The sequence below is a fragment of the Trichocoleus desertorum AS-A10 genome (assembly GCF_039962155.1).
Taxonomy (GTDB): domain Bacteria; phylum Cyanobacteriota; class Cyanobacteriia; order FACHB-46; family FACHB-46; genus Trichocoleus.
Genome location: NZ_JAMPKN010000011.1, coordinates 39,277 through 63,755, shown reverse-complemented (window position 1 = coordinate 63,755; position 24,479 = coordinate 39,277). Strand labels below are relative to the sequence as shown.

Below are 24,479 nucleotides of genomic sequence, written 5' to 3'. Positions count from 1 at the left end.
GAATGTAGGACAACACGTTAAAGTTGGCTGGGAGTTGAGTATTAGAGGTCTGAGCTAACAAGATTGCTGGGACAACGCAGTTTAGAACGCAATCAGTAAACCAATTTCATTTAAGTAATAAATTATACTCACGCAATCCACCTGTGATTTCATTTAAGATTTGGTGGATTATTTTTTAATGTCAACTTTTACAAGGATCAAATCACTTCTTTTTTAAGGTTTAAATTACTTTTTGATTGTTGTTTCTTAATATATAAAAATCCTTTAAATGCCTTCCAGTAGAACTTCAAGGCGCTCACTAGTTCAAAAATGATAAAAATATAGAGTGTGTGGGCGATCGCTTGCTTTACTTTCAAAAAAGCACCAAATTATTATGAAGAAATTCATAAAAAGACTGTAAAGCAGAAAGACGTGTAGTAGATTTTACAGGTAGGGTGCTGTATCTTCGATGTACATTCACGGAGTAAGTGTTGTTAGTACATCGAAGCAAACTGACGGCAAGCCTATAAACCCGTCAGATTACTGAATCAGGTTTTCGTCTGCCGAATGGTTCCATCTGCTGCGACAGCATCTTTTATGCCAAGCAACTGGCCCAACTCGTTGCGATCGCGCTAACAGTTTTTATCTCTGTAGAGCAGAAAAGTTGCGGTAATCATCGTTGCCGCTCTAATTCTGCTGCCGTTCCCTTATTCAACCGTTTGAGATCAGCCCATGACCGCTACTTTGCAAAAAGCTCCAGCCGCTTCTCTCACTTTCAGCACCTCCGCTGCTAGCCACGAAATTGTTTTTATTGATCCAGCCGTCACCAATTACCCAGAGTTAGTCGCAGGCGTGCGATCAGGGGTTGAAGTTGTTGTGTTAGAGGCAATGGCAGATGGAGTTGAGCAAATTAGCAGTGTTTTAGCTCAGCGGCACAACTTGACCGCTGTACATGTGGTCTCTCATGGCTCACCCGGACGAGTGCAACTGGGTACCAGCGAACTAAGCCTAGAAACCATCGATCGCTATTCCTGGGAACTGCAAGCCTGGGCCGAATCCCTCACCAATACCGCAGAGTTGCTGATTTACGGCTGTGAAGTAGCTAAGGGCGATCGCGGTTGGGTCTTCGTCAATATGGTCCATAGTCTGACAGGCGCAAATGTTGCAGATTCCCCGCTCAGCCGCCTTACTGACAGCAACTAAGCTTTTGCAACTGTAAACGCGATCGCTCCTAGCGATGGATTTGAGGTGGCGATCGCTGCTTCAACTCGTTTTCCCTTCTTGATCAACCTGTTCCAATCCATACCTATTACTTCGCTCTGCTCCCGTGCCGCCTCTCTAGTACGAAGCACTCAAATCTACATTACTCAGGAAAGATTTCATGACTAGCCTCAACGAAGCTATTTTGGCTGATTCTCTAGTTCTAGCTCAGCAACAACTCCAAGGCTTTGCCCAAAGCGAGAACTTCTGGACAGTCCTCGATAGTGTTTTCGGCACCGAATACGATCGCACTCAAACAGAAGCCATTCAGCAAGCATGGCAGGCCAACGACTTCTCCCTCTTGCCTGAGATTCAAGTGGTGGATGCTACTTCCATGTCAGGCATACAGGGAGGCTTTTCGGCGCAAACAGGCAAAATCTATATCAATGCTGATTTCTTGGCAAATGCAACAACAGACCAGATTGCTGCTGTGCTTCTAGAGGAGATTGGGCACTCACTAGATAGCCGAATTAATGTGACTGACGCTGGGGGCGACGAGGGACAACTGTTTTCAGCATTGGTGGGAGGGCAATCTCTTAGCGAAGAGCAATTAGTGTTGATTCAGTCTCAGAATGATGGGATGCAGATAGTCGTTGATGGCTTAAATATCTCAGTGGAAGCAGCCGCAACAGTTGTTAATGGAAACTTTGAGACTGGAAATCTGAATGGCTGGACTGTCGTGAATCAGTCTGGTTCATCTGGAAGCTTTTATATTCAGAATGGGCAATCTTCCCCTTACTCTGGATTTTCAGTTCCCTCGAGTGGAAGCTACGCGGCAATGGCTGATCAGGGCAGTCCAGGCTCTCATCTTTTGTACCAGGACATTTATCTATCCGCCGATGGTTTGGTTCCCACTCTTAACTTTAGTTTATTCATAGGGAATAGAGCAGAAGCTTTTTATACTCCTAATAGCATGTCTTACTCTACCTACCCTAATCAGCAGTTTCGAGTTGATCTGCTCAATCCCAGTTTCAGTAATTTTTTTGGTACAGCTACTGATGGTGTTTTGGCAAACGTATTTCAAACGATTGTTGGCTCACCTGCGGTTTTTTCGAACTACCAGTCTTACTCATTCAATCTAACTCCTTTCGCTGGAAGCACAGTTAGACTAGCTTTCAGATCCGTCGAAACTAATTATTTTTTTCAGGTTGGAGTTGATAATGTTGCGATTAATTCTGTCAACGTTGCACCTGTTTTAGCAGACAGCAGTATTGTTTTTAATTCTGTTAATGAAGACTCTGGAATTCCTATTGGTGCGGTTGGCACATTGGTTTCCCAACTTGCTGATTTGGTTGGAGGAGCAGGACAAAGCAACGTGACAGATGCTGCCCCTGGAGCAGTTACAGGAATTGCTATCACCAACACAGATACAGCAAATGGTACTTGGTTCTATAGCACCAATAACGGTGTAACTTGGAACTCTTTGAGTGGAGTATCTAATGCAAGTGCTCGTTTACTAGCAGCAGACGCCAATACCAGGATCTACTTTCAGCCCAATCCCAACTTTAACGGGGCAATCACTAATACTATTCAGTTCCGGGCTTGGGATCGGATAACTGGAACAAATGGTGGTACAGCAAACACTAATACGAACGGCGGCTTAACGTCCTTCAGTGTTGCGACGGATACAGCTTCTATTACAGTTAATCCTGTCAATGATACACCTGTTGTGGCAAATGCGATCGCTGATCAAACCGTATCCGAAGACACTGCCTTTAGTTTCACCATCCCTGCTAATACCTTCAGTGATGTTGATGGGGATACTCTGGCTTACAGCGCAAAACTGGTAGATGATTCTGATTTACCATCCTGGTTAATTTTTGATCCCACAACTCGAACCTTTAGCGGTACTCCTGAAAATAGTGATGTCGATAGCCTCAGCGTCAAGGTAATTGCAGCAGATGCTTCAGGTACAACAGCAAAAGATATCTTTACCCTGGCGATCTCCAACACTAATGATGCACCCACGCTAGATGCCACTACCACCAGCATCTCCTACACTGATTCCAGTAATGATGACAGTTTTGATGTAGTTGGCGGTGAGCTGACTAGCACTGATCCAGATGTCGGGGATACTGCTACTTATGGCATTACCGAAGGAGATGACAACAACGACGGAACCATCTCGAAAACTGGACTTTACGGCACATTAACGGTCGATAAAGAAACAGGGGCTTACACCTTCACCCCGAATGATGACGCAATCGAAGCTCTCAAAGCTGACTCTTCAGAGGCATTCACGTTGCTAGTTACAGATGGTTCGGGTGCCACTGCCACTCAAAAACTCACCATCGACCTCACAGGTGTCAATGATACTGCCAGCATTAGTGGTACGCAAACCGGATCTGTTACTGAAGACATCACTGTTATTGATGGTGCGTTGACTGCCAGTGGTACTTTGAGTGTGAGCGATCGAGATACAGGGGACGCGAAGTTCAGCACCACAGTGACCCCAGCGGGCAGCGTCTTAGGCAGTCTCACTATTACCGAAGCAGGTGCATGGGCTTACAACGTTGACAACAGCGCCGTGCAATCTCTGGGACAAAACGTCACCAAGCTTGAAAAATTCACCGTCACCTCAATCGACAGTACAGCCACCCAAGAGATTACCGTCACCATCACTGGCACCAATGATGCTCCAACAGGTTCGCCAACCGTAACCTTAACTTCTGGAACCGAAGACACCGCCTATACCATCAACAAAGCTGATCTACTAGCAGGTTTCAGCGATGTGGACGGTGATTCCTTCTCAGTCAGCAATCTCACCGCTAATGATGTAGTACTAACGGCAGATAGCAATGGCAATTATGTTTTCACGCCGCCTGCTAACTTCAACGGCTCGGTGACATTGAACTACAACGTAGTCGATGGTAAAGGTGGCTCTAGAGCAGCAACTCAGTCCTTTGCGCTGGCTCCTGTCAATGATGCAGCAGTTCTCTCCTCAGCTAATGTCGCACTGAGCGAGACCAATGCAGTGCTCTCAACCAGCGGCAAGCTAAGCATCAGCGATGTGGACAATACAGCTGAGTTTGTGGCTCAAGCTGATGTGGCTGGTAGCTATGGTCAGTTCTCCATCGACAAGGATGGCAACTGGTCTTACGCCGCTAACGAAGCCTACAACTCCCTCAATGTGGGTGATTCAGTTGCTGACACCTTCACGGTCAAGACAGTGGATGGCACCGCGAGCAGCGTCCAGGTCACCATCAATGGCACCAACGATGCTCCCACTGCTACCAACGATAGCCTCATCACAAGTGAAGACATCCCCTTGGTGATCAGTGCAGCGACCCTCATAGGAAACGATGTAGATGTAGATTTGGGTGACATCCTCAGCGTTAGCGAATTCACACAACCGAGTCAAGGCGGGTTGGTTGACAATGGCAATGGCACCTACACCTACACCCCCAACGCCAACTACAACGGGGTGGATAGCTTTGCTTACACGATGCGCGATCGTGAGGGCGCAACCAGCACGGCTACTGTCAATCTCACAGTTAATGCTGTGAATGACAACCCAGATGCCATCAATGACATCATCACTGCTCGCCAAGGCACAGCCAAAACCATCCTGGCGGCTGACTTACTCGCTAACGATGCTGACATTGAAGGAGATGCCCTCCGCTTGACTCAGGTGAAGAATGCCCAAAATGGTACAGTTGCCCTCGATAGTAACGGCAATGTCGTCTTCACGGCGAATGCCAACGTCGCAACTGCCAGCTTTGAATATACTCTCAGCGATGGTCAGGGCGGAACTGATATCGCATTTGTGAGCGTATTGGTTGGCGTGGTTGATGATGGCGGCAACGGCCAAGATACCATGAACGGCACGGCTGGAGATGATGTGCTCAATGGCGGCAATGGTGATGATATTTTACGAGGTTTTTCTGGGGACGATAAGTTGTTGGGTGGCAATGGTATAGATAACTTACAAGGTGGAGAAGGTAAAGACTGGCTGTATGGTGGACGCAGTAATGACCTGCTGAACGGTGGTTTAGGACGTGATACCTTTGTGCTAATTTCCCAAAATGGCACAGACACCATTCAGGACTTCACTGATGGCGAAGACCAAATTGGTTTAGCTGAGGGTCTGACTTTCGGGCAACTAACGGTTAGCTCTAGCAACGGCAATACGCTCATCGCTAAGAACGGTGGAGACGTGCTAGCAATCTTGTCAGGAGTTAACTCTAGTCTGATTACCCAAGCCGACTTCATCAGCGTGGTGTAGCACATAAACTGCGATCGCCTCTCTAGTCTTAGTAAAGGCGATCGCAGTTGAACTATCTTAGGTATCTTTATCGCAGCACTAATCGACGACGTGGACGGCGGCTGATCAACAGTAGGGCGATCGCGGCTATCCCAAGTATTATTCCTGGTTCTGGAGTACTCTCCATATTTTCTGGGCTGTCATTGTCGCCTACGCGATTGAAGCGGTCTTTATTTAGCTCAGCTTGGCGCAAAGCTTCTCTCTGCTCATCGTTGACCAGTACGATCATAGAGGAATAAGGACTCACGATCTTGAGTTGTTTCGCGATCGCATGCACTGTATCCAATTGAGCAAGTTGAGGGTTTGCCATATCTTTGCTCAGGGCCAAAATGAGCTGTCGTGCAGCGAAAGGAGCAAAGGTATCTGGATTTTCGGGAGTAAAACGTGGGGGTTTAGCTTGATTACTCGAAGGTTTAGGCTGAACACCTTCTAAAGGAGAAGTGTCTGGAGATGCAGTTGGGGGTGAAGCTGGTTTTTCGACAAACCAGGCATAGCCATCTGCCACTGTCACAACTCCTGGGCCTAAAGCCGCTTGAGTCGCTTGGCGTTGCAGAGCTGTGGGAAGGTCAAAAGCCGTACCTCCACCATTGGCTTGGATGATTTTGAGAATGGTGTCGTCATACGCGATCGGTTGTTCTCCCAAATGCACCATCCATAAAGGAGTAGAGAGAGTTGCGATCGCCTTTTGCTGATTCTTGCCTAGTTCGTAACTACCACCATCTGTTAACAACAAGACACCATCATAAGCAGTGTCACCCTGTAGGCGGGAGTATTGTCGTAACATCTGGGTTGGTTGTAAAGAGCCGTAGAAGGCTATTTTGGCTGGATTGAACTGGTGAATATCATCAATACGTTGGGGTTTCGCATTGGCAGCTCCAGTGATATAGAGATCCGCATCATTATTGGCGAGGTTATTGTCAGCAAACCCATGTTGTTTCAGCCACTGGATTGCCTGATTCAGTTCCTTGGCGTGGGTTGACATACTGTAGGAACTATCTACGACAACGGCAAACCGTTTATTTTGCAAAGATGTGTAGTCTTTGAGGGTAATTGGCTTGGCCGAAACCTGATAATCTCCCAGTTCGACTTGATGCGAAAGAGGGATAACTGTGTCAATTGCTGGTAGAAAAGCTGGTAGCCAATCTACTTGATTTAATAAAGGTGACTGCCCATTATAGAGACGTTGGGTTTTGCGGTTCCAAAAGACATTGCGCTTCTCGGTGAGTTGCGGCAATGCCCAGCCTTGGGATTGGCGCATCACTTTGTAGGTCAGCCACAGATGCATCTCTGTCGGGCGATCGCTGGGTACCTCTGCTCCAGGTAATGGTTTAGGAGGAATGGGAAATGCCCGCAGACGGTATTGCTGCGGCCCTACCTGTTCTAGCAATGCTGGGTCAACGCTGCGTCTGACTTCTGCGGTGTAGACTTGTTCAGCTGCTCCGCGTGGGGATACTTGAAATACAAAACGCTGGTCCAGGTTAGCAGTATCTCCCAACCAGATCCCAGTGAGGACGGCTGTCTCGGGAAGTGTAAAGGCATAGCGGATTTCCTGCTGCTGCTGGGTTTCATTTTTGTAAACCTCGTACAGCTCAACTTCGGCCCAGTCTCCCTGCTCGGTAACTTTTAGCTGTTGCGATCGCAGCCAAACATTCTCCTGATCGATCGCCAACAAGCTGGCCTCTGGCGATTGCCGCCAAGGAGCTTCGGCAATTCTGAGAATCGGTCGAATCGTGTCGGCTTCTGCCTTTTCAATCGGAGTATCAAAGAATTGAGCGTAAAGCTTCTCAGCTCTCTCGCGATCGTTGTAAGAGCCTTGATATAAGAATGGTGCGAAGAGACAATTGTTAGCTTCTCGCCAAAACTGAGCGATGGGTTCTGGCAGAAATGTGTCAGTGATGTAGTAGCTGTTCTCTGAATAACCAAGATATCGATAGTCTGCCAAATAAGCATTGAGCAAACCCGCCCGGATCACATCTGATTTAGCTACAAGAGCTTGGCGATCGCGGTCTGTCTCAGGTGGGCTTGATAGTAACTTAAAAGCTTGAATTTGCGGCTGTTGTAGAAAAGAGAGGAATAGCACTAACCAAGCGGTTAAACCTGCGATCGCGATTTGCAGCGCCTTCTTTTGGCCGTACTGTTCTGCAAAAGCTTTGAGGACTCGATGCCCGGAGCGGATATAAGAACTGCCCAACTCAAAGGGAAAAAGAAGAAACAAAAAGGCGCTAAACCCTAGCAGGACGCCACCTGCCCCTGCCCACCAGTAGTCCCAGTTCCAGGATTCCATTAGAGGTTTTACCCATTCAAAGGTAAAAAACCAGAGGACAAGTGCAGGAGTCACGGGAACGCTGTAAGACAAGATGCTGAGTCCAGCATAGACGCTCAAGCCAATCAAAAAAGTGTGGGCAACCACTTGCATGCTGGCGATCGCTCGATTTTGTCTGGCATAGCCATAGAGTAACTCTAGATAAAAAGCGACAATGCCAACAACTGCAGTACCGAGAATTAAAGTGCTTGCAGGATTCAGCCGTTGCCAGATAAATAGCCGCAGCAGACAGAGTAGCAGGAGCGGCACTTCGACGCCAAAAAACAAGCGAATCAACTGTAGCGGTTGAGCGCGGAACCTCCGCAGCCCTACAGCAGTAGCTATTGTAGAAACAACAATTAAAATCGCCAAAGTCAACAGTGACTCTGTGATCCAAGGATCTGCAAGATTCTCTTCGAGTAGATAAACACCTAGTTGAGGTAAGAGCCCAGCACAGACAATGAATAAAAATGCAATGTTCCAAACCCAAAAGACGGTATGGAAGATGGCATGGAGAAAATTTTTCATGCTCGAACTCCAGCAGCAGTAAATTTGACGAGTTTATGAGCGGTGATCTAACAAGGACGATTTAGCAAAAGAGACCAGGATAGAAGCGAGGTAGAACTTTCAGAACCCTAAAATGTTTTTCACGGCATCTAAAACATGGGAGTAAATGTTGCCTTCCAAGTTCCGAAACAGCTCAAAATCTTTGTTGGGTGCGCCGAAGAAGGGTCGTAAAATCCATCCCATTTGGCTACCCACAAAGCCGTAGAGCACCAGCCAAAGTTGCAAAATTTTCTGCCGAGTTTTAGTGTCTGTTTGGCTTTCTAGCTCTGTGGGTCGCATTGCCTGATAGAAAGCATTCACGCCAATCAAGCCAGTCACCGCGAAGATCACCACATTGAGGAGCTTAAAGAACTCATAGTCCAAAACTGACAGACGAAAAAAGAGAGTGATGGGGGCAAAACTACAGAGCAACAAGCTGATGAGCGACACCGATGATAATAGCAAGGCAAAATGTTGAGCAAAGCTGCGGTTGGAGCCAAAAAGGATATTGAAGAAATACAGTGTCGGCAGGCAAATTACCAAAGTAATTAAGTACAGCGCTGGTAGCTTAATGGCAGAAGCCACAATTTGCAGTCCGCCTGTAAAGGAACCAATCACGGCTCCATAAACTGTAAATAGAATCGAGCTGGCGACCAGCAGGGCAATAATTTTTTGTTCTAGCTTAATTCCCTGATTCACTTCCTCCATAAAGCCTGGGCGATCGCGCAAGAGCTGCATCAATATCCCAAAGTAACCCCCAACATGCCCTCCAACCTGCCCCCTAGCGTGCCCCATATTTTCTCCCTCTGCGATTTGCTGTAGCCAGCAGTTCACTTTTCTCTCAGGCGATCGCAAACAAATTTTGGGAGTTACACTCAGGCTTTGCTGAAACTTTATATTGGCGAATCAAGCTAAATGGTTTATCAATAAGAAGCCATGAAGTAGTGCCATTCAGTGGTGCATGTAGAGATAGTTGAGCAGCCATGAGTGAACGGGACGAACAACTGAGGCAACTGGTTGCGGCAGTCTGCCAAGCGACTCCTCAAACTTGGCAATGGCAACAGGCCATGACGCTCCTGCTGACTCAGGTGCTCGCTTTGCCTGGCTTGGCGCGCTCTAGTCATCCCAACTACGCCGATGTCCTCAATGAAACGCTGATCGAGTTGGGCGATCGCCTCTGTAGCGAGTTTCAACCACAACCGAATTTATCCTTTGAAACGAGTTTAGTCGCCTGGATTAATAAAAAACTCCGCTTAAAATATCGAGTCCAAGACCTCCACAGCCCTACTCAGCCAACTCCGTTGCCTTTAGAGATAGACCTACCTGCTACGGCTGCTTGCACCATTTGGGAACTGGATGCCGAGATTGAGCAGCAACAGCAACAGCGCCGCGCCAAGCGGGTGGGCCAGCAGTTGCAGCAATATGTTGAGCAAGACCCTGAAGCTAGATTGCGCCAATGTCACCCCGGCGCTTATCCCCAAGCCCATGCTCAAGTGTTGGCCCAACGCTTACTGTTGAAGTCACCGCCAGACAAATTAACGGCGATCGCTCGTGAGCTAGAAGTGCCTTACCAAGCGCTTTACTGGCATTGGAAACACAAAGTTTTACCTTTGTTGCAAGAAATCGCCCAAAATTTCGGCTACCAACCCGATAAATAGGTATGAACAGCACTCACACTCCGCTCCTCACCGTTCCTCTCAACCGCGATGCTCATGCTTGGGCGCGGAAATTTGCCGCTGAGCAAATCAATCCGCATCATGGCAAGCGGGTTTATCTCAATACCTTGGCGGTCTACGCCGTTCACACCTATCTCCGTTGGATTCGCATTGCCACGGATCTTAGCCAAGGAGACAGTTGGCAACTTCATTTGCAAGCGGTGTTAGATGTGGCCGATCTAGTCATTCCTAACGTAGGGAAACTAGAATGCCGCCCCATCCTGCCGGAAACCTCGGTTTGCCACTTACCACCAGAAACCTTAGATCAGCGCATTGGCTACGTTGGTGTACAGTTTCAGCCCCAATTGGATGCTGTGCAATTGCTGGGTTTTGTTCCGGCGATCGCGCCTTCAACCTCACCTCTCACCCAACTCGCTCTCACCGATTTTCAACCTCTCGCAACCTTAGCGGCTCATCTGCATCAACTCCACAGTGCCCAGGCAGTTACTACTCCAGAAACACGAATCACAGTGCCGAGTGCGCCCGTAAATTTAGGGCAGTGGCTACAGAACATCTTTGAGGTAGGCTGGCAAACTTGGGAAGATTTGTTTAGTGACGATCTGCGTCCAGCCTTTAACTTTAGAGGCGATCGCTCCGCACCCGCGATCATCGCTTCTGAAGCTAGCCTGGAGCCACCAACAGGTATACGACGAGGAAAGTTAATTGAGTTAGGAGGACAACCCACGGCTCATGTAGCCGCTCTAGTTGTGGAAGTCACTCCTTTACCAGGCACTCCTGAGATTAAACATGAAGTCCTCCTGCAAGTCCATCCCACTCGCGAGCAGCGTTTTCTTCCCCCAAATCTGCAACTCATCGTGTTGGATGCAGCAAATCAACCCGTTTTGGATGCCAGTGGTGCTCCTTTAGCAGTTCACAGCCACCAAACTGATAACTTCATCCAGTTGTTACTCAGAGGCCGGACAGGCGAACAATTCCATGTCAGATTAGTCCTAGGAGAAGTCAGCGTCACCGAAAAGTTTGTGATTTAAATGCCGATGGGGAAGCTAGTTGTCTTCAAGTTGGGTGCAGGCGATTTTGAACGGGGCTTTCCGGTAACGTTGCAGATTGGTGTGGAAGGCGATCGCCCCAGTACAGAAATTACCGGAGTTCTCCCGCCCAACCCCACAATATTGGAAGACTACCAGCGCTGGCAAACCACTTATCTCGCTCTGGGTTGGCAATTTAACTTACGGATTGAAGCACCCAGCGGGCAAGTTAATCGAGTTTCCTTTACCACGCTCTGTCAGGATGCGGCTGATACTTTAAGCGCTAATCTCAATCATTGGCTCAGCGCTGGCTCATTTCGTCCTGTCCGCGAGAAGCTGCTGGAAAAACTGTCGCCTGCCGATCTGATTCGGCTAATTTTGCAAGTTGGAGATCTGCGTTTACGCCGCTTACCTTGGCATCGGTGGGATTTTTTTGAGCGCTACCCGAATGCTGAACTTGCGCTCAGTGCGCCTGGATACGAACGACTAGACCGACCTGCGATCGCTAGAGACAAAATCCGGATTCTGGCAGTATTGGGCAACCGGGCAGGAATCGACACAGAAGCCGATCGCCAACTCCTGGCCCAACTCGCCCCCACGGCTGAAGTTGTTTTTTTGGTAGAACCCAAACGTCAGGAACTGAATCAACAACTTTGGGATGCCCAAGGCTGGGATATCCTGTTTTTTGCAGGACATAGCGCTAGTCAAGCAGATGGGGCCACAGGCCAAATCGCGATCAATCCTAACCAGCGTTTGGGGTTAGGCGACTTGAAACATGCCCTCCAGCAGGCGATCGCTCAGGGGTTGCAATTAGCCATTTTCAATTCTTGTGATGGTTTAGGCTTAGCCCACGATCTACAGGCTTTGCATATCCCCCAGATGATCGTGATGCGAGAGCCTGTGCCTGATTTGGTGGCTCAGGAGTTCTTGAAAGCCTTTCTTACAAGCTTCACTCAAGGAGCACCGCTCTATCTGGCAGTGCGGCAAGCCAGAGAGCAATTGCAAGGATTAGAAGATGAGTTTCCTTGCGCTAGTTGGCTCCCGGTTATTTGCCAAAATCCTGCTGAACTGCCAATGATTTGGCAGCCTCAAAACCAAGCGGTAGATCAGAGGGTTGAGTCAGTTTCCTTAGCCCCCGTCCCGCCTTGTCCTTATCGTGGTTTGGCAGCCTTTCAAGAGTCGGATGCGCCGTTTTTCTTTGGGCGGGAAGCTTTTACCCAAAAACTGCTGCACATAGTACCCACTCAACCTTTAATCGCTGTGCTTGGGCCTTCTGGCAGCGGCAAATCCTCAGTGGTGGCAGCAGGGTTAATTCCCCGCTTACGAGCGGAAGGAGATTGGCTGATTTGCAGCTTGCGTCCTAGCCAACGACCCTTCTTGCGCTTAGCGGAGCAGTTTGTAACGCTGCTAGAGCCAGACCGTAGCGAGACAGAACAATTAATTGCAGCTAATCACCTCGCTGCTGCTTTGCAACAAGGAACTCTAACTCTGCCCGATGTGATGGAGCAGATTCTTTACAAATACCCCACCGCCAAGCGATCGCTGCTGTTGGTGGATCAGTTTGAGGAACTCTACACCCTTTGCCAATTAGATACGGAACGACAGCAGTTTCTCGATCAGCTCTTGGCTTTGCTGCCATCTGGGACCGCCTGTACGTTGGTCTTGACGCTACGAGCAGACTTCCTCGAATCAGCCCTAGCCTACCGACCCTTTGCCGATATCTTAAGTCAGTTCGCTCCAGAATTGATCGGCCCTATGAGTGCCGCCGACTTGGAAGCTGCGATCGCCCAACCCGCCGCCTTGATGCAAGTCAAAATTGCCGATGGCCTCACCGTCCGGATTTTGGAGAGCATCAGTCAGGCTCCCGGAAACCTGCCACTCCTAGAGTTTGCGCTGACTCTACTGTGGGAGCGGCAGCAACGAGGTGAGTTAACTCATGCCGCCTATGATGCGATCGGCGGAGTCAATCAAGCGCTAGCCGTTTATGCTGAGCAGGTTTATGCAAAGTTGGCTGCGGCTGAGCAAAAACAGGTGCAGCGTTTGTTGACGCAGTTGGTACGGCCTGGAGAAGGTGGTGTCGATATCCGCCGCTTAGCCACTCGCCGTGAGATTGGCGAAACTAACTGGCCCTTGGTCAGACGCTTGGCTGATGCTCGATTGGTGGTGACGAATCGCAGTGCCGATGGCATAGAAACCGCAGAAGTCGTGCATGAAGCCTTGATTCGGGAGTGGCAGCGGTTGCGGCAGTGGATGGAGGAGGTGCGGACGTTCCGGTTGTGGCAAGAGCGACTGCGATCGCTGATTCGGCAATGGCAGGTGAGCGATCGCGATGATGGAGCCTTGCTGCGGGGTGCCCCTTTACTGGAAGCCCAATTCTGGTTGCAAGAACAGTCGGCAGATCTAAGTTCAGAGGAGCAGGACTTTATTCAGCGCAGTTTAGCTTACCAACACCAGGAGCAGTCCGAGCGTCACCGCAGCCGCCGCCGGGTGATTTTCGGCCTCAGTTTGGGTTTGCTTGGGTCGCTGGGATTGGGCGCGATCGCGGCATGGCAATGGGAACGAGCAGAAATCCAAACCCGCAATGCTCAACTCAGTGCTCAGAGCTTTTCCTCAGAAGCGCTTCTGGCCTCTGACAAAGCTTTCGATGCCCTGCTGGAAGCGCTTCGCGCTGGTAATCAGCTCCAACATGCGTCAGGCGTAACACCCACCACGCGCATACGAGTTGCCTCGACCCTCCTACAAGCACTCTATACGGTGCAAGAGCGTCAACGACTGGAACAACATCGAGACTCGGTTACCAGTGTCAGCTTTAGCCCCAACGGTCAAACCCTAGCCTCAGCTAGTGCAGACCGAACCATTTTGTTGTGGCGGTTGGATGGCACCTTGCAAAGAACGATCTCCGGTCATCGCGATCGCGTCACAGCGGTGCAGTTTAGCCCGGACGGAAAACTCATCGCATCGAGTAGTGCTGACCAAACGGTGCGCCTGTGGCAAGCCAATGGCACACCCCTGCAAGTTCTCCCAGACCATGCCGCAGGAGTAACCAGCGTCAGTTTTAGCCCGGATAACAAAATTTTCGCTTCAGCCAGTACGGACGGCACGATTAAACTATGGCAACGCAATGGTACGCCCTTAAAAACTTGGACTGCTCAGGGAGATAGCATTCAGTCTCTGAGCTTTAGTCCCCAGGGTCAGACACTAGCCTCCGCCCACGGTAACGGTAGCATCAAAGTTTGGCGACTCAATGGCACCCTGCAACAAACCCTCAAAGGACATAAGGGCGCAGTGAACATGGTGCGCTTCAGCCCCAATGGCCAACTGCTGGCTTCAGCTAGTAATGACCAAAAGATTCGCCTATGGCATGTGGATGGAGCAATGCTTCAGGTTTTGTCAGGGCACCGCGCCGCCGTAACAGCCATCAGTTTTAGCTCGGATGGGAAAAGGTTAGCTTCTGTGGGCGGCGATCGCACCGTCAAACTCTGGAATCTCAAGGGCAAGCTGCTCCAAACTTTACCGGGTCATAGCTCACGGATTGAAACCATCAGCTTTAGCCCGGATGGGCAACTACTCGCTTCTGGGAGTGGCGATCGCACCGTTAAACTCTGGCAACTCCAGCGCCGCGCCTCACAGAGTATTGGCGATCGCAGTAATATCACCAGTCTGAGTCCCAACAGTCGCCTGATTGCAGCAGGGAACCGAGAGGGTCTGATCCAACTTTGGCAGCAAGATGGTAAACTCCTGCATCAATGGCAAGGGCACGCAGCTCCGGTTTACAGCATTCGTTTTAGCCCCAATGGTAAAACTCTGGCTTCCGCTAGCAGTAATGGCACGGTGAAGCTTTGGCGGCAGGATGGCACTTTGCTGACCACCCTAACAGGGCATAACGCTGCGGTTTACGATGTCAGCTTCAGCCCCGATGGTCAAACATTAGCGTCTGCCAGCTTCGACCACACCGTGCGCCTATGGAACTCGGCAGGAAAACTCTTGCACATTCTATGGGGTCATCAAGATTTAGCTCTGACTGTTCGCTTTAGTCCAGATGGGCAAATTTTAGCTTCTGCGGGCAAAGACAGCACGATTCGGCTATGGCGGCAAGATGGATCGCCTCTGAAAACCCTAGAAGGCCACAATTCCAGCGTCCTAGCCATTAGCTTTAGCCCGAATGGTCAAATGCTAGCTTCTGCCAGTGCCGACAATCTGATCAAGCTATGGAGTATCGATGGTAGATTGCTCAGCATTTTACGGGGCCATAGTAATACTGTCACCAGCATCGGCTTCAGTGCCGATGGCCAAACCTTAGTATCTGGAAGTGCTGATAACACTGTGAAACTGTGGAGCTTGGATGGCACACTGCTGAAGACGCTCCAGGGATATAACGGAAGTGTCTTCGGAGCAACATTTGGCCTGGATAATCAACAAATTCTTTCCGTGAGTAATGGAAAAGTGGTGTTATGGAGCCTAGAACTAGACTGGCTGATGCAACAAGGATGTGATTGGGTCAGTGATTATCTACGCAGTAACCCGACAGTACATCCTCGCGATCGCCAGTTATGTCCAGGTTCATCGCCGCCTGCCATCGGGCAACTCAAGTCAGAAATCAAAAAAGCTATCTTTTGGCGACGTTCAGGCCAATGATACCAAAGAGGATCAGAAGTATACAGGCCATCTTGAAATTGCTCAGGCTCTCGCCAAACAAAGCTGCTCCCAAGATCGTGGTGCCAACAATGCCAATCGCTGACCAAATGGCGTAGGCTACACTCACTTCTATTCCTTTGAGAGAGAATCCAAAACAGATAAAAGCGGCTGGATAGCCAATCACAGAACCCAATAGATATTTGGAATTAACGAAACCATTGGTTTTCTTTAAGCACAGAGTTGCTATCAACTCGCAAAGAATGGCAGACGCAAGAAACACCCAGCTTTGATGCATTGGAGGCAAACACTTTAGAACCTTTCCCTATTAAGCCACTAGAATCCTTGCGCTCCATCACGATATTGTCATCCCGATACATTCACTCGCTCAGCCATGATTTCTTGAATTAATTGGGCATAAGTTTCTGAGGGGCGATCGCCGAGGTGGTCTTCTAGCAAGCGATCGCTGCCGTGAGCAAAGTCAATGGTAAACAAACCAAAACGTGGAGTATAAGAACCCCACTCATAGTTATCAGTGAGTGACCAATGCATGTAGCCAATCATGGGCACAGACTCCTGCAATAGCCGCTGCACCTGCTGGAGATGGGCTTTAAGAAACTCACTACGACGAAGTTGATCCGCCCGATGGGTGGCTACACTGTTATCTGGCTTCCGCCGCAGCGCCATACCATTTTCAGCAATCATCATAGGAAGATTACGGAGATCTTCGGAATAGTATTTACAGAAGAAATGTAGACCTTCGGGTAAACTGCGCCAATCCCACCACTTGCTGGTAATGCCACTCATCAGCCAAGCCCGGAAGCCCTTAGTTTTAAACTCGAAATCTGAGAAGGCGGGGAGACGAAAAATATGAGCAATAAACGGATCGTAGTAATCGATCGCTAGATAGTCAATGACCTGAGGCCGAGGTGAAAGCTCTAGCTCTTGCAAGAATAAGTCAAGCTGCTCAAGATTGAATAAGCGGTAGCCTAAACGATTCACACTCCAATGGGTAAAGCGCCCCAGTTGATAAGGCAAATTATGTCGGAAGGGCAGTTTTGCTTCTAGCAGCGCTGTTTCTAACTGATCCGCCTTGTCATGAATATACTCTTTAATATCTCTTGGCTTAACATCATGTTGTCGTAAATCTAGTAGATCCCAAATTACTTTCTCTGACCAATAAAGATCGCTACAGTAAGTATTGAGAGAGACTCGTGGCGTGGTCCACCCAGAGGCAACATAGATGTCATGGATACAGTTGTAAGCTCGAACATGAGCGGCCAACATGTGATTATAAGCCTCTAGGACGATGCTCGAACCCATTGCCGCATCCGAGGGAAACTGCCGGCTTAAATAGGTATTGGAAACTAAAATATTCGGTTCATTGATGGTGATGTACCAATGGATCGGCGGCAGTTGATGATGATCTACTAAGCGACGATTAATGTGTGTGACTGCCACCCGGACATATTCCACAAAATAATCAACAGTCGCTTCAGTCAGCCAAGCATCTATCCCTAACCAAGCAGGATGAGTGAAATGATGTAAGGTAACGACTGGCTCCAAACCATACCGACGACAAGCAGCAACGCGATCGCTATAAGCATCTAGGGCACTGTAGTCAAAAGCTGGAAGAGAACTGGGGTGGCGATCGCTAGAAGGTTGAATTCGGGCCCACTCTAAGCCTAAGCGAAATGAGTTTAAGCCAATGGTTTGGCAACGCTGAAAATCTTCTTCATAGCGATGCCAAAATTCAGTCGCCCCTACCGTCGGCATCACGCTGCCTTTCGACTCACTCCAACACCAGTTGTTCTGGGGTTGTCCAGGACCGTTATATCCCCCTTCGCTTTGGTAACCGGAGGTGGCAACTCCCCACAAGAATGATTCACGTGACATCGTTGAGTTGTTCTGCATAGGGTTCTAGATTCGAATCTTTAGAAACGTAGTGAGATTGCCAATTGTGGAGAACATATTCAGCAATATTCAGAGCAGCCGCAGGCTGACCAATTTCCAAAGCTGCCTGCCGCATCTCTGCTAGGCGCTCTGGATGCTGTAGCAGATATTGAACTGCTGGAGTGACCATTTCTAAAAGTCGCAGTTGCACCCCTGCGCCCGCCGATGCAATTACGTCAGCATTTTGCTCCTCTTGACCGGGAATCGGATCAACAATCACCATCGGTGTACCCCGCGCCAAGATCTCGCTGGTAATCAGTCCCCCTGCTTTCGTAATCGTCAAGTCGCTGGCTACGATCAAATCATCTACATGATCAATCATGCCCAGCCGACGCAGCTTAGTTGTATCGTTGTCCTCCAAATCGGACACTGCTTCTAACAAATCACCATTACGTCCAGCGACCAACACTACCATGCTCGCCCCGGAGTACTCCACTAGACTAGAAACCATTGTCCGGACTCGCCTGGGGTTTAGGCCACCTCCAAAAAGTGTAATGATCGAGCCATCAAGAGGTAGATCATGCTGCGATCGCACCGCGACTTTAGTCTTAGGCTTCGTACTCTCTAGGTGGATTGGAATCCCGGTTACATGCAGCAATTGCGGATTTACCCCCCGCTGCACTAAAAAATTCGCACTTAAATCATTCGGCAGGAAGTAGCCATTCACGCCATAGTTAATCCAAGTGCTGTGGGCGATTGTGTCAGTCACAACCACATATTGCGGTTTGGAGACTTCATCTTCCTGGTCTAGGAGTTGTAACAAGCGGCTGGGAATCTGCTGCACACAGACCACCACATCGGGATCGGCTTTCTTGATAAACTGCCCTAACTTGCGAAAGAAAGGACGTTCCAACCGAGCCCAAGTGAGATTACTGTCAATAGCGCGTTCCAGGTCATCTACGTCACTGCCTTCATAAAACGCCTTGTAGAGCAATGGCACTTTTTCGCTTAGTTGCTCATAAAGTTGCGTTATGGCGTTGCGGTAAACTGAACTGGCATAGGTAAGGGCGTCTTCACTGAGCACTTCTACATCAGGAAAGCGAGCGAATGCGTCCTTCAAGGCTCTGGCAGCGCTGACATGCCCTGATCCTAAAGAAGAGTACAGAATTAAAATTCGTGTCATGGGGACTCATTTAAGAAAGAGTTGCCTGATGCATCCATAGTTAAACATCATCGTGAGCCAATTGACAGCGTCCTTGAGTCTGGCATTCTAGTCGCTGCTGGCGTTCTGCCGCGATCGCCGCTAAATGGGGTCGTCCCGTCAGCGCCAGTCGCCGATCTGCCCAAAAGTCATACAGGCGATCCACAATGGGTCCAATTACAGGCCATTTTGTGGCGGCGTAGATCCAGCCCATCTCCAGAATTTCATAAACTCGGCGAAACACTTCCACATTCTTGATCACGGTGCCATCGGCTAGCACGGCATGAATGCGTCCCATAGCCGCTGCAAAATCTACTCCACCATTGGCTTTGGGATCGTAGTCATCCTTGGCAATGTCTACAAATGCGACTAATCTTCGGCCTGCATCGCGCTTAGCCAAGAAATTAACTTCCCGCAAGCACAACGGGCATTCACCGTCATATAGCAATTTAATTTTCCAGGAGGGGGCAGCGGCTACAGTTTTAACTTCGGATAGCGGCAGTTGAGTAGACGAGGCATCTTCGTAGGCATTTAAGGACATAGCAGTTCTAGGGTGATGAGTGCTCAAGTAAGAGGAGTATTAGCTTACTTAGTATTTTAAGAAAATTAACAATTAAAAGGCGTAGCAGATTACCGTCCGATACGGCTAATTATTTGCCTGCTGTAACAGGCTTCTAACTTAGATAACAACAACTAAAGAATTGTCTTTCTCCCCAGATGACCCCAGCCCAATGTTTTTATACTGAAGCAATTCCCATCGTTTCGAGTTAAACGAGGAGGCTCCGAAATGGTTCACACTTACGAAGTATGGGTTGATATCAAAGAGTGTGCTGAGCAGCTATGCACGACCTTTAACCACGGCACAACCCGATACGAAATCGATGCTGAGTCAATGCAGAGAGCGGGTGGTATCGCCTGCGATCAGGCTAGAAGTGACTACCCACGAGGTGCTGAGTACGACGCAAGAGTTACCAGGCTGCTGAGATAGACACGCGTCACATGGCAACAATGACTGTAGGGGCGGGTTTTGCACCTGCCCCCTGAATACATCAGGGCAAGCCAAGATGAGGGCAACTACAAAGCTCGCCCCTACGGCTTAATTCCTTTGAAGCGCTCTTGGGCTGACTTGAAAGCTTCTTGCATCACCGTCTGAATCTTTTGGGGATCAGGCTTTTTGCCACCCATTAAGTCGCCGAAATAAACACAAGCTCCTTCACCCAAAGCCCAGGTATAAGCTGCTGCCCAAGATGCAGCGATCACACTGCCGAAGCCAGGAATAAACTTGACTAGTTCTCGTCCGATCGCCTGCGCCACAAAACCACCTGCGATCGCACTGACGACACCTCCTGCTTGAGACGGGGTGAGGGTTTGGCCGTAAAGTTTTCCCAGTAAACCCACTAGCGACACCTGCAAAGCGGTGAGGACAGGCATGGTAGCAAATGGTAAGGGTACAGCGGCGAGAGTCGCAGCACTGATGGAGAAGGCCAATAGATAGCGGCGGCTGACATCTCGGTAAAGATTACCAATTTTCTCACCAGCACCTTGCTCTAGCAGTTGATGAATTGCTTGCGCTTCTGCTTCTGGCAGTAAATCAGCTAAGGCATCACGGAAGGCTTCTAAACCATAGAAGACCGGATGATAGTCATCTTCTTCGAGTGTGAAGTCGATTAAGACAGCGCGATCGCATAACTTCCCAAAAGCGTTCTGCAAAGCGCTAAAGGCGCGGTTTACTTCTGTATAGTCGGGGGGATGCGTCGGATGATCAGCGGTGCCAGAGGGATATAGCTCATGTAAGCAGGTCACTGCCAGCAGGCAGGGGATTTCGGGATAACGTTGCCGCAGTTGCTGAGCAATCTGACGCAACGTATCGGTAGCAAAGTCGTTAATTTTGACCGTGAGAATTAACACTCTGGCACATTGGGTTTGTTGCTGTAGATCCCCAATGAGTTCCTGAATGACTAGCTGCGTCTCCCGATTCACGTCACCTAGCCCAACCGTATCGGTAAAAATCAGCAACGGTAAATCGTTGGAAGGGTAGGCATAGCGCTCCGTATGCTGGGTGTGAGGCCGAAAACCCTGGCCTACGATCTCCGATGAAACTCCTGTCAAGCCTCGGACAATGGAGCTCTTGCCAGATTGGGGTTTGCCAATCAGCAGCGCTTCCGTGGTAGGCAACTCGGCCCGCACTTTCTCTAAAATTTCGGCAACCTGCTCTTCGCTGACGTTGAACCAGCCTGATGTCAGTTGAGTGACTTGCTCCATTGGCAAGAGTTTGGTGAGGCGAGTTGTGGCATTGCTCCAAACCCCCGAAATACGCTGCTTCCAAGCTTCTTTGCCCGCTTCAGGGGTCATGCCTGGAGTTGGTGGATGAGCGGATTGAGAATCTGCGTCAGGGGGTTGGGTCATGGCATCAACACAGCAACGAGGGGCAACTTGACTGAAGTTGGAGAGAGCTTCAGGGAGTAGATTCTTAAGATTGTTAAACTTAGGAGCTACTTATAGCTATTTTAGCGAAGTCTACGCCAAGCCCTGTAGACCAAGGATTGAGTTCAAAGATTGAGTGGCAATAGCAGCGATCGCGCGATCGCTTAAGCTATCAGAACAGGGTTGAGGCAGAGATATGGTGGAACTGTCCCCTTGAGTTGATCTTCAATGAAATTATGAAACTCAAAGTTATTCGCAATACTACTTTTAAGCAATCCACAGATGATTCTGCCAAGTTGCCTGAATCAGACAAAGTCCAGGTCGAAGCAGGTAAAGTATTTGAAGTTCATTCGTGGAAAGCAGTAGGCAAGAATCATCTCAAGGTGGCACTCCTCAAAGATGTTCTAGGAACACCGCCGCAAAATACTTGGTATGTTTATACACCCCATACTCAATTAATCAATAATCAAAACAAAGTGACGACGGCTGCTCCTCCAGGGCCGAAGATTTCACTGCCGCTCCCAACTCGCCGTCTACCAGAACGCAAAACGCTAAATATTCCTCACAAAAGCCAGTTAGATAATGCTTTAAATCCTACTGGTGCTTGTAATGTCACCTCCTACGCGATGGTGATGGCATACCTCCAAATTAAGGGACGAACCGGGGTAGGACAGCTAGAGGATGAACTGTATCGCTACATGGAGCGCAATGGTTTGTCCCGTTGGGAGCCGCTAGATTTAGCAAAAATGGGTCGAGCTTATGGCTTAAAGGTAGATTTCACGACTCAAGCGCGGCTGTCGGATATCCGTAAAGCGATCGCGGAAGGGAGACCTTGTATTATTCATGGCTACTTCACGAGCTTCGGTCACATTATGGTCGTCCGTGGTTATGATGCTAACGGTTTCTATGTCAATGATCCCTATGGGGAGTGGTTTGCGTCAGGCTACAGAAACGATCTATCTGGGGAAAATCTCCATTATTCTAATCAGTTGATCCAAAGCAAGTGTTCGCCAGAAGGACCTAACTTTATTTGGCTCCATCGTCTTGCGAAAGCTTGAGGCATTCTGCAACATCCAAAAAAACTAAAAAAGCGATCGCCCGTGATTAAAGCAGGCGATCGCGTGAAGCTAGTTGAGTGTTTCGGTCAAGCGCTGGTTAGAGTTAGAGCATTTAGGCAGATTGGAGAGCTAAAGTGGGGTAATCGATATAGCCTCGCTCATCTCCCCCATAGAAAGTAGAGCGATCGGCAGGATTGAGCGGCGCATTGACGGCAAAGCGTTCTGGTAGATCTGGATTGGCAATAAAGTGTCTGCCATAAGCGACCAAATCTGCTTCTCCGTTGGCTAATGCCGCATTGCCAGTCTCGCGATCGTAGCCCCCCGCAGCAATCAGCGTGCCTTTGAAAATCGAGCGGAAGTAGCCTGTGGTCAAGCGAGATGCGGGTGTGTCAGCGGTAAAGTTTTCATCAGCTCTGGGTTCCACAATATGTAGATAAGCCAAATTGAACTGGTTTAACGCTTGAGCCGCATAGCTAAACGTCGCTACTGGATCAGAGTCAGACATGCTGTTGAAGGAACCGCTGGGAGAGAGACGAACTCCAACGCGATTCCCGTTCCGGGAGGCTTCGCCAACGCCGTCCCACACACTAGTCACTGCTGCTGTGACTTCTAGCAGGAACCTAGCTCGGTTTTCAATCGAGCCACCATATTCGTCTGTGCGATGGTTGGTACCATCTCGCAAAAACTGATCGATTAGATAACCATTGGCCGCGTGGATTTCTACGCCATCAAACCCAGCCTCTAGAGCATTTTGCGCTCCTTGGCGATATTGCTCTACGATCCCAGAAATCTCATGAGTTTCTAGAGCGCGGGGCGTGACAAAGGGCTGCATCCCTTCGTAGGTAGAAGCTTGTCCTGTAGGGGCGATCGCGGAAGGAGATACAGGCAACGCCCCATCAGGTTGCAAAGAAGGATGGGAGATTCGTCCCACGTGCCAAAGTTGCAGAAAGATCCGACCTCCCTTGGCATGCACAGCATCGGTGATGAGCCGCCATCCTGCCACCTGTTCTGGTGAGTAAATCCCAGGAGTACTGGGATATCCCAAACCCTGCGGTGACACTTGGCTGGCTTCACTGATGATCAAACCTGCCGAAGCTCGCTGAGCGTAATAAGTCGCGATTAAGGCTCCAGGTACATATCCTGCGCTCGCCCGATTGCGAGTTAGCGGAGCCATCACTAAGCGATTCGGCAATTCGTAAGGACCGAGCTTTACCGGAGAGAGCAGATCAACATTGGCACTCATGAACAAAATCTCCCTGAGATTCCTGAAAATCAACGAAGTTAGGCAGCGGAATGAGAAGCGCGATCGCGGTGTAACAAGGCGTTGAGCTTATCTGCCAAGACTTGCATGCGCACCACTCCGCTCACTTGGTCAACAGCATGACCATCTTGGAAGAAAATGAGAGTAGGGATAGCGCTGATGTTGTATTTCGTCGCAAGTTGCTCGTAGTCGTCCACATTGAGCTTGGCTACCTTTGCCTGCCCCTCAAACTCTGCGGCTAATTCTTCCACAATGGGGCTGAGCATTCGGCAAGGCCCACACCAAGGAGCCCAAAAATCTACCAACACGGGCATGGAGCTAGCCAGCACTTCGCTGTCAAAGTTTTCGTCGGTCAGCTTGATGGATTGATAATGATCTGACATGGCGTTACGCCTCCAGTTGGTTGTTGCAGTTCAAGTAGTTAAACAACCATTTAACTAAATAGTAAACAACCTGTCCTCGATCGTCAAGTACTTGTTTAAGTATTTAAGTAAAAGCTTTTACGCCTTAAGATAGAAGTAGAATCATTAGCCATAAAAAGGGGTTCTACCCTTGCGATCGCCCCATGCTCGACTCCAACCTTGATTCATCTCGCAGCGCTGCCCCGCTCCTAAAACTAGACTCAGAACAACGGGCTAAGATCTTTGCAGCTCTTGGCGATCCTACCCGTCTACGAATTGTGGATTTGTTAGCCCAGTCCGTAGAAATGAGCGGCTCCGAACTCGCCAACCATCTAGAAATTAGCCTGGCCTTATTCTGCCATCACTCCAAAACTTTGGTTGACTGCGGCCTAGTCCAAGTCAGAAAGGAAGGACAAACCAAATACAGCTCGCTTAATCGCTGTCTACTCGCCCACTGTTTAGCCAGCATCAAAGGACTGCCTGACGCCAACAGCTCTAATTAAATCTAATTAAAGGATTTCTTAACGCAATTTTTAATTGGCTGAACCACAGTATTT

At 49.2% G+C, this 24,479-nt stretch carries 17 protein-coding genes; 8 read left to right on the top strand and 9 right to left on the bottom strand.

Annotated elements, in window-relative coordinates; translation table 11 throughout:
- The first annotated feature begins 711 nt into the window (after positions 1-711).
- Complete coding sequence (locus NDA01_RS15845) at positions 712-1,182, top strand: DUF4347 domain-containing protein (protein ID WP_348228687.1); 471 nt, start codon at positions 712-714, stop codon at positions 1,180-1,182.
- Positions 1,183-1,360: 178 nt separating this feature from the next.
- Entirely contained in the window at positions 1,361-5,464 is a 4,104-nt protein-coding gene (locus NDA01_RS15840; RefSeq protein WP_348228686.1) for a cadherin-like domain-containing protein, read from the top strand.
- A gap of 67 nt (positions 5,465-5,531) precedes the next feature.
- Here NDA01_RS15840 and NDA01_RS15835 read toward each other — a convergent pair whose 3' ends face one another.
- Entirely contained in the window at positions 5,532-8,333 is a 2,802-nt protein-coding gene (locus tag NDA01_RS15835) for a TIGR02921 family PEP-CTERM protein (RefSeq protein ID WP_348228685.1), read from the bottom strand.
- 99 nt (positions 8,334-8,432) lie between these two features.
- Positions 8,433-9,185, bottom strand: a complete 753-nt coding sequence (locus NDA01_RS15830) for an actin-binding WH2 domain-containing protein (protein WP_348228684.1) — start codon at positions 9,183-9,185, stop codon at positions 8,433-8,435.
- Between the two features lie 149 nt (positions 9,186-9,334).
- Here NDA01_RS15830 and NDA01_RS15825 point away from each other — a divergent pair, with 149 nt between their 5' ends.
- From NDA01_RS15825 to NDA01_RS15815, 3 genes are read left to right on the top strand one after another with little or no spacing between them, the layout of a single operon-like run.
- Entirely contained in the window at positions 9,335-10,009 is a 675-nt protein-coding gene (locus tag NDA01_RS15825; RefSeq protein WP_348228683.1) for a hypothetical protein, read from the top strand.
- Between the two features lie 2 nt (positions 10,010-10,011).
- Positions 10,012-11,055, top strand: a complete 1,044-nt coding sequence (locus NDA01_RS15820) for a DUF1822 family protein (protein ID WP_348228682.1) — start codon at positions 10,012-10,014, stop codon at positions 11,053-11,055.
- Between the two features lie 6 nt (positions 11,056-11,061).
- Positions 11,062-15,687, top strand: coding sequence for an nSTAND1 domain-containing NTPase (locus tag NDA01_RS15815; protein WP_348228681.1), 4,626 nt, complete (start codon positions 11,062-11,064; stop codon positions 15,685-15,687).
- On the opposite strand, the gene NDA01_RS15810 is transcribed toward NDA01_RS15815, so the two are convergent.
- The 4 genes from NDA01_RS15810 to NDA01_RS15795 form a co-directional block, all read right to left on the bottom strand.
- Complete coding sequence (locus NDA01_RS15810) at positions 15,659-15,982, bottom strand: DMT family transporter (RefSeq protein ID WP_348228680.1); 324 nt, start codon at positions 15,980-15,982, stop codon at positions 15,659-15,661. The genes NDA01_RS15815 and NDA01_RS15810 overlap by 29 nt on opposite strands.
- A gap of 68 nt (positions 15,983-16,050) precedes the next feature.
- Entirely contained in the window at positions 16,051-17,580 is a 1,530-nt protein-coding gene (locus tag NDA01_RS15805) for a glycoside hydrolase family 1 protein (protein ID WP_199295940.1), read from the bottom strand.
- Entirely contained in the window at positions 17,570-18,760 is a 1,191-nt protein-coding gene (locus NDA01_RS15800) for an MGDG synthase family glycosyltransferase (protein WP_348228679.1), read from the bottom strand. The genes NDA01_RS15805 and NDA01_RS15800 overlap by 11 nt, the downstream gene beginning before the upstream one ends.
- A 40-nt stretch (positions 18,761-18,800) precedes the next feature.
- Positions 18,801-19,319 (bottom strand): thiol-disulfide oxidoreductase DCC family protein, encoded by a 519-nt coding sequence (locus NDA01_RS15795; protein WP_348228678.1) that lies wholly within the window; start codon positions 19,317-19,319, stop codon positions 18,801-18,803.
- A gap of 246 nt (positions 19,320-19,565) precedes the next feature.
- On the opposite strand from NDA01_RS15795, the gene NDA01_RS15790 reads away from it, so the two are divergent.
- Positions 19,566-19,766, top strand: coding sequence for a hypothetical protein (locus NDA01_RS15790; RefSeq protein WP_348228677.1), 201 nt, complete (start codon positions 19,566-19,568; stop codon positions 19,764-19,766).
- A gap of 101 nt (positions 19,767-19,867) precedes the next feature.
- Here NDA01_RS15790 and NDA01_RS15785 read toward each other — a convergent pair whose 3' ends face one another.
- Positions 19,868-21,184, bottom strand: a complete 1,317-nt coding sequence (locus tag NDA01_RS15785) for a GTPase family protein (RefSeq protein ID WP_348228676.1) — start codon at positions 21,182-21,184, stop codon at positions 19,868-19,870.
- Positions 21,185-21,438: 254 nt separating this feature from the next.
- Between NDA01_RS15785 and NDA01_RS15780 the strand changes: the two genes are divergently transcribed.
- Entirely contained in the window at positions 21,439-22,260 is an 822-nt protein-coding gene (locus NDA01_RS15780; protein ID WP_190435457.1) for a C39 family peptidase, read from the top strand.
- A gap of 112 nt (positions 22,261-22,372) precedes the next feature.
- Here the strand turns inward: NDA01_RS15780 and NDA01_RS15775 are convergent, their stop codons facing one another.
- Positions 22,373-23,503: an alkene reductase gene (locus NDA01_RS15775; protein ID WP_348228675.1), complete on the bottom strand. Its 1,131-nt coding sequence runs from the start codon at positions 23,501-23,503 to the stop codon at positions 22,373-22,375.
- 38 nt (positions 23,504-23,541) lie between these two features.
- Positions 23,542-23,904 (bottom strand): thioredoxin, encoded by a 363-nt coding sequence (gene trxA / locus NDA01_RS15770; protein ID WP_348228674.1) that lies wholly within the window; start codon positions 23,902-23,904, stop codon positions 23,542-23,544.
- 182 nt (positions 23,905-24,086) lie between these two features.
- Here trxA and NDA01_RS15765 point away from each other — a divergent pair, with 182 nt between their 5' ends.
- The gene (locus tag NDA01_RS15765; protein WP_348228673.1) at positions 24,087-24,425 is read left to right on the top strand and encodes an ArsR/SmtB family transcription factor; all 339 of its coding nucleotides are present in this window, start codon (positions 24,087-24,089) and stop codon (positions 24,423-24,425) included.
- The last annotated feature ends 54 nt before the right edge of the window (positions 24,426-24,479 follow it).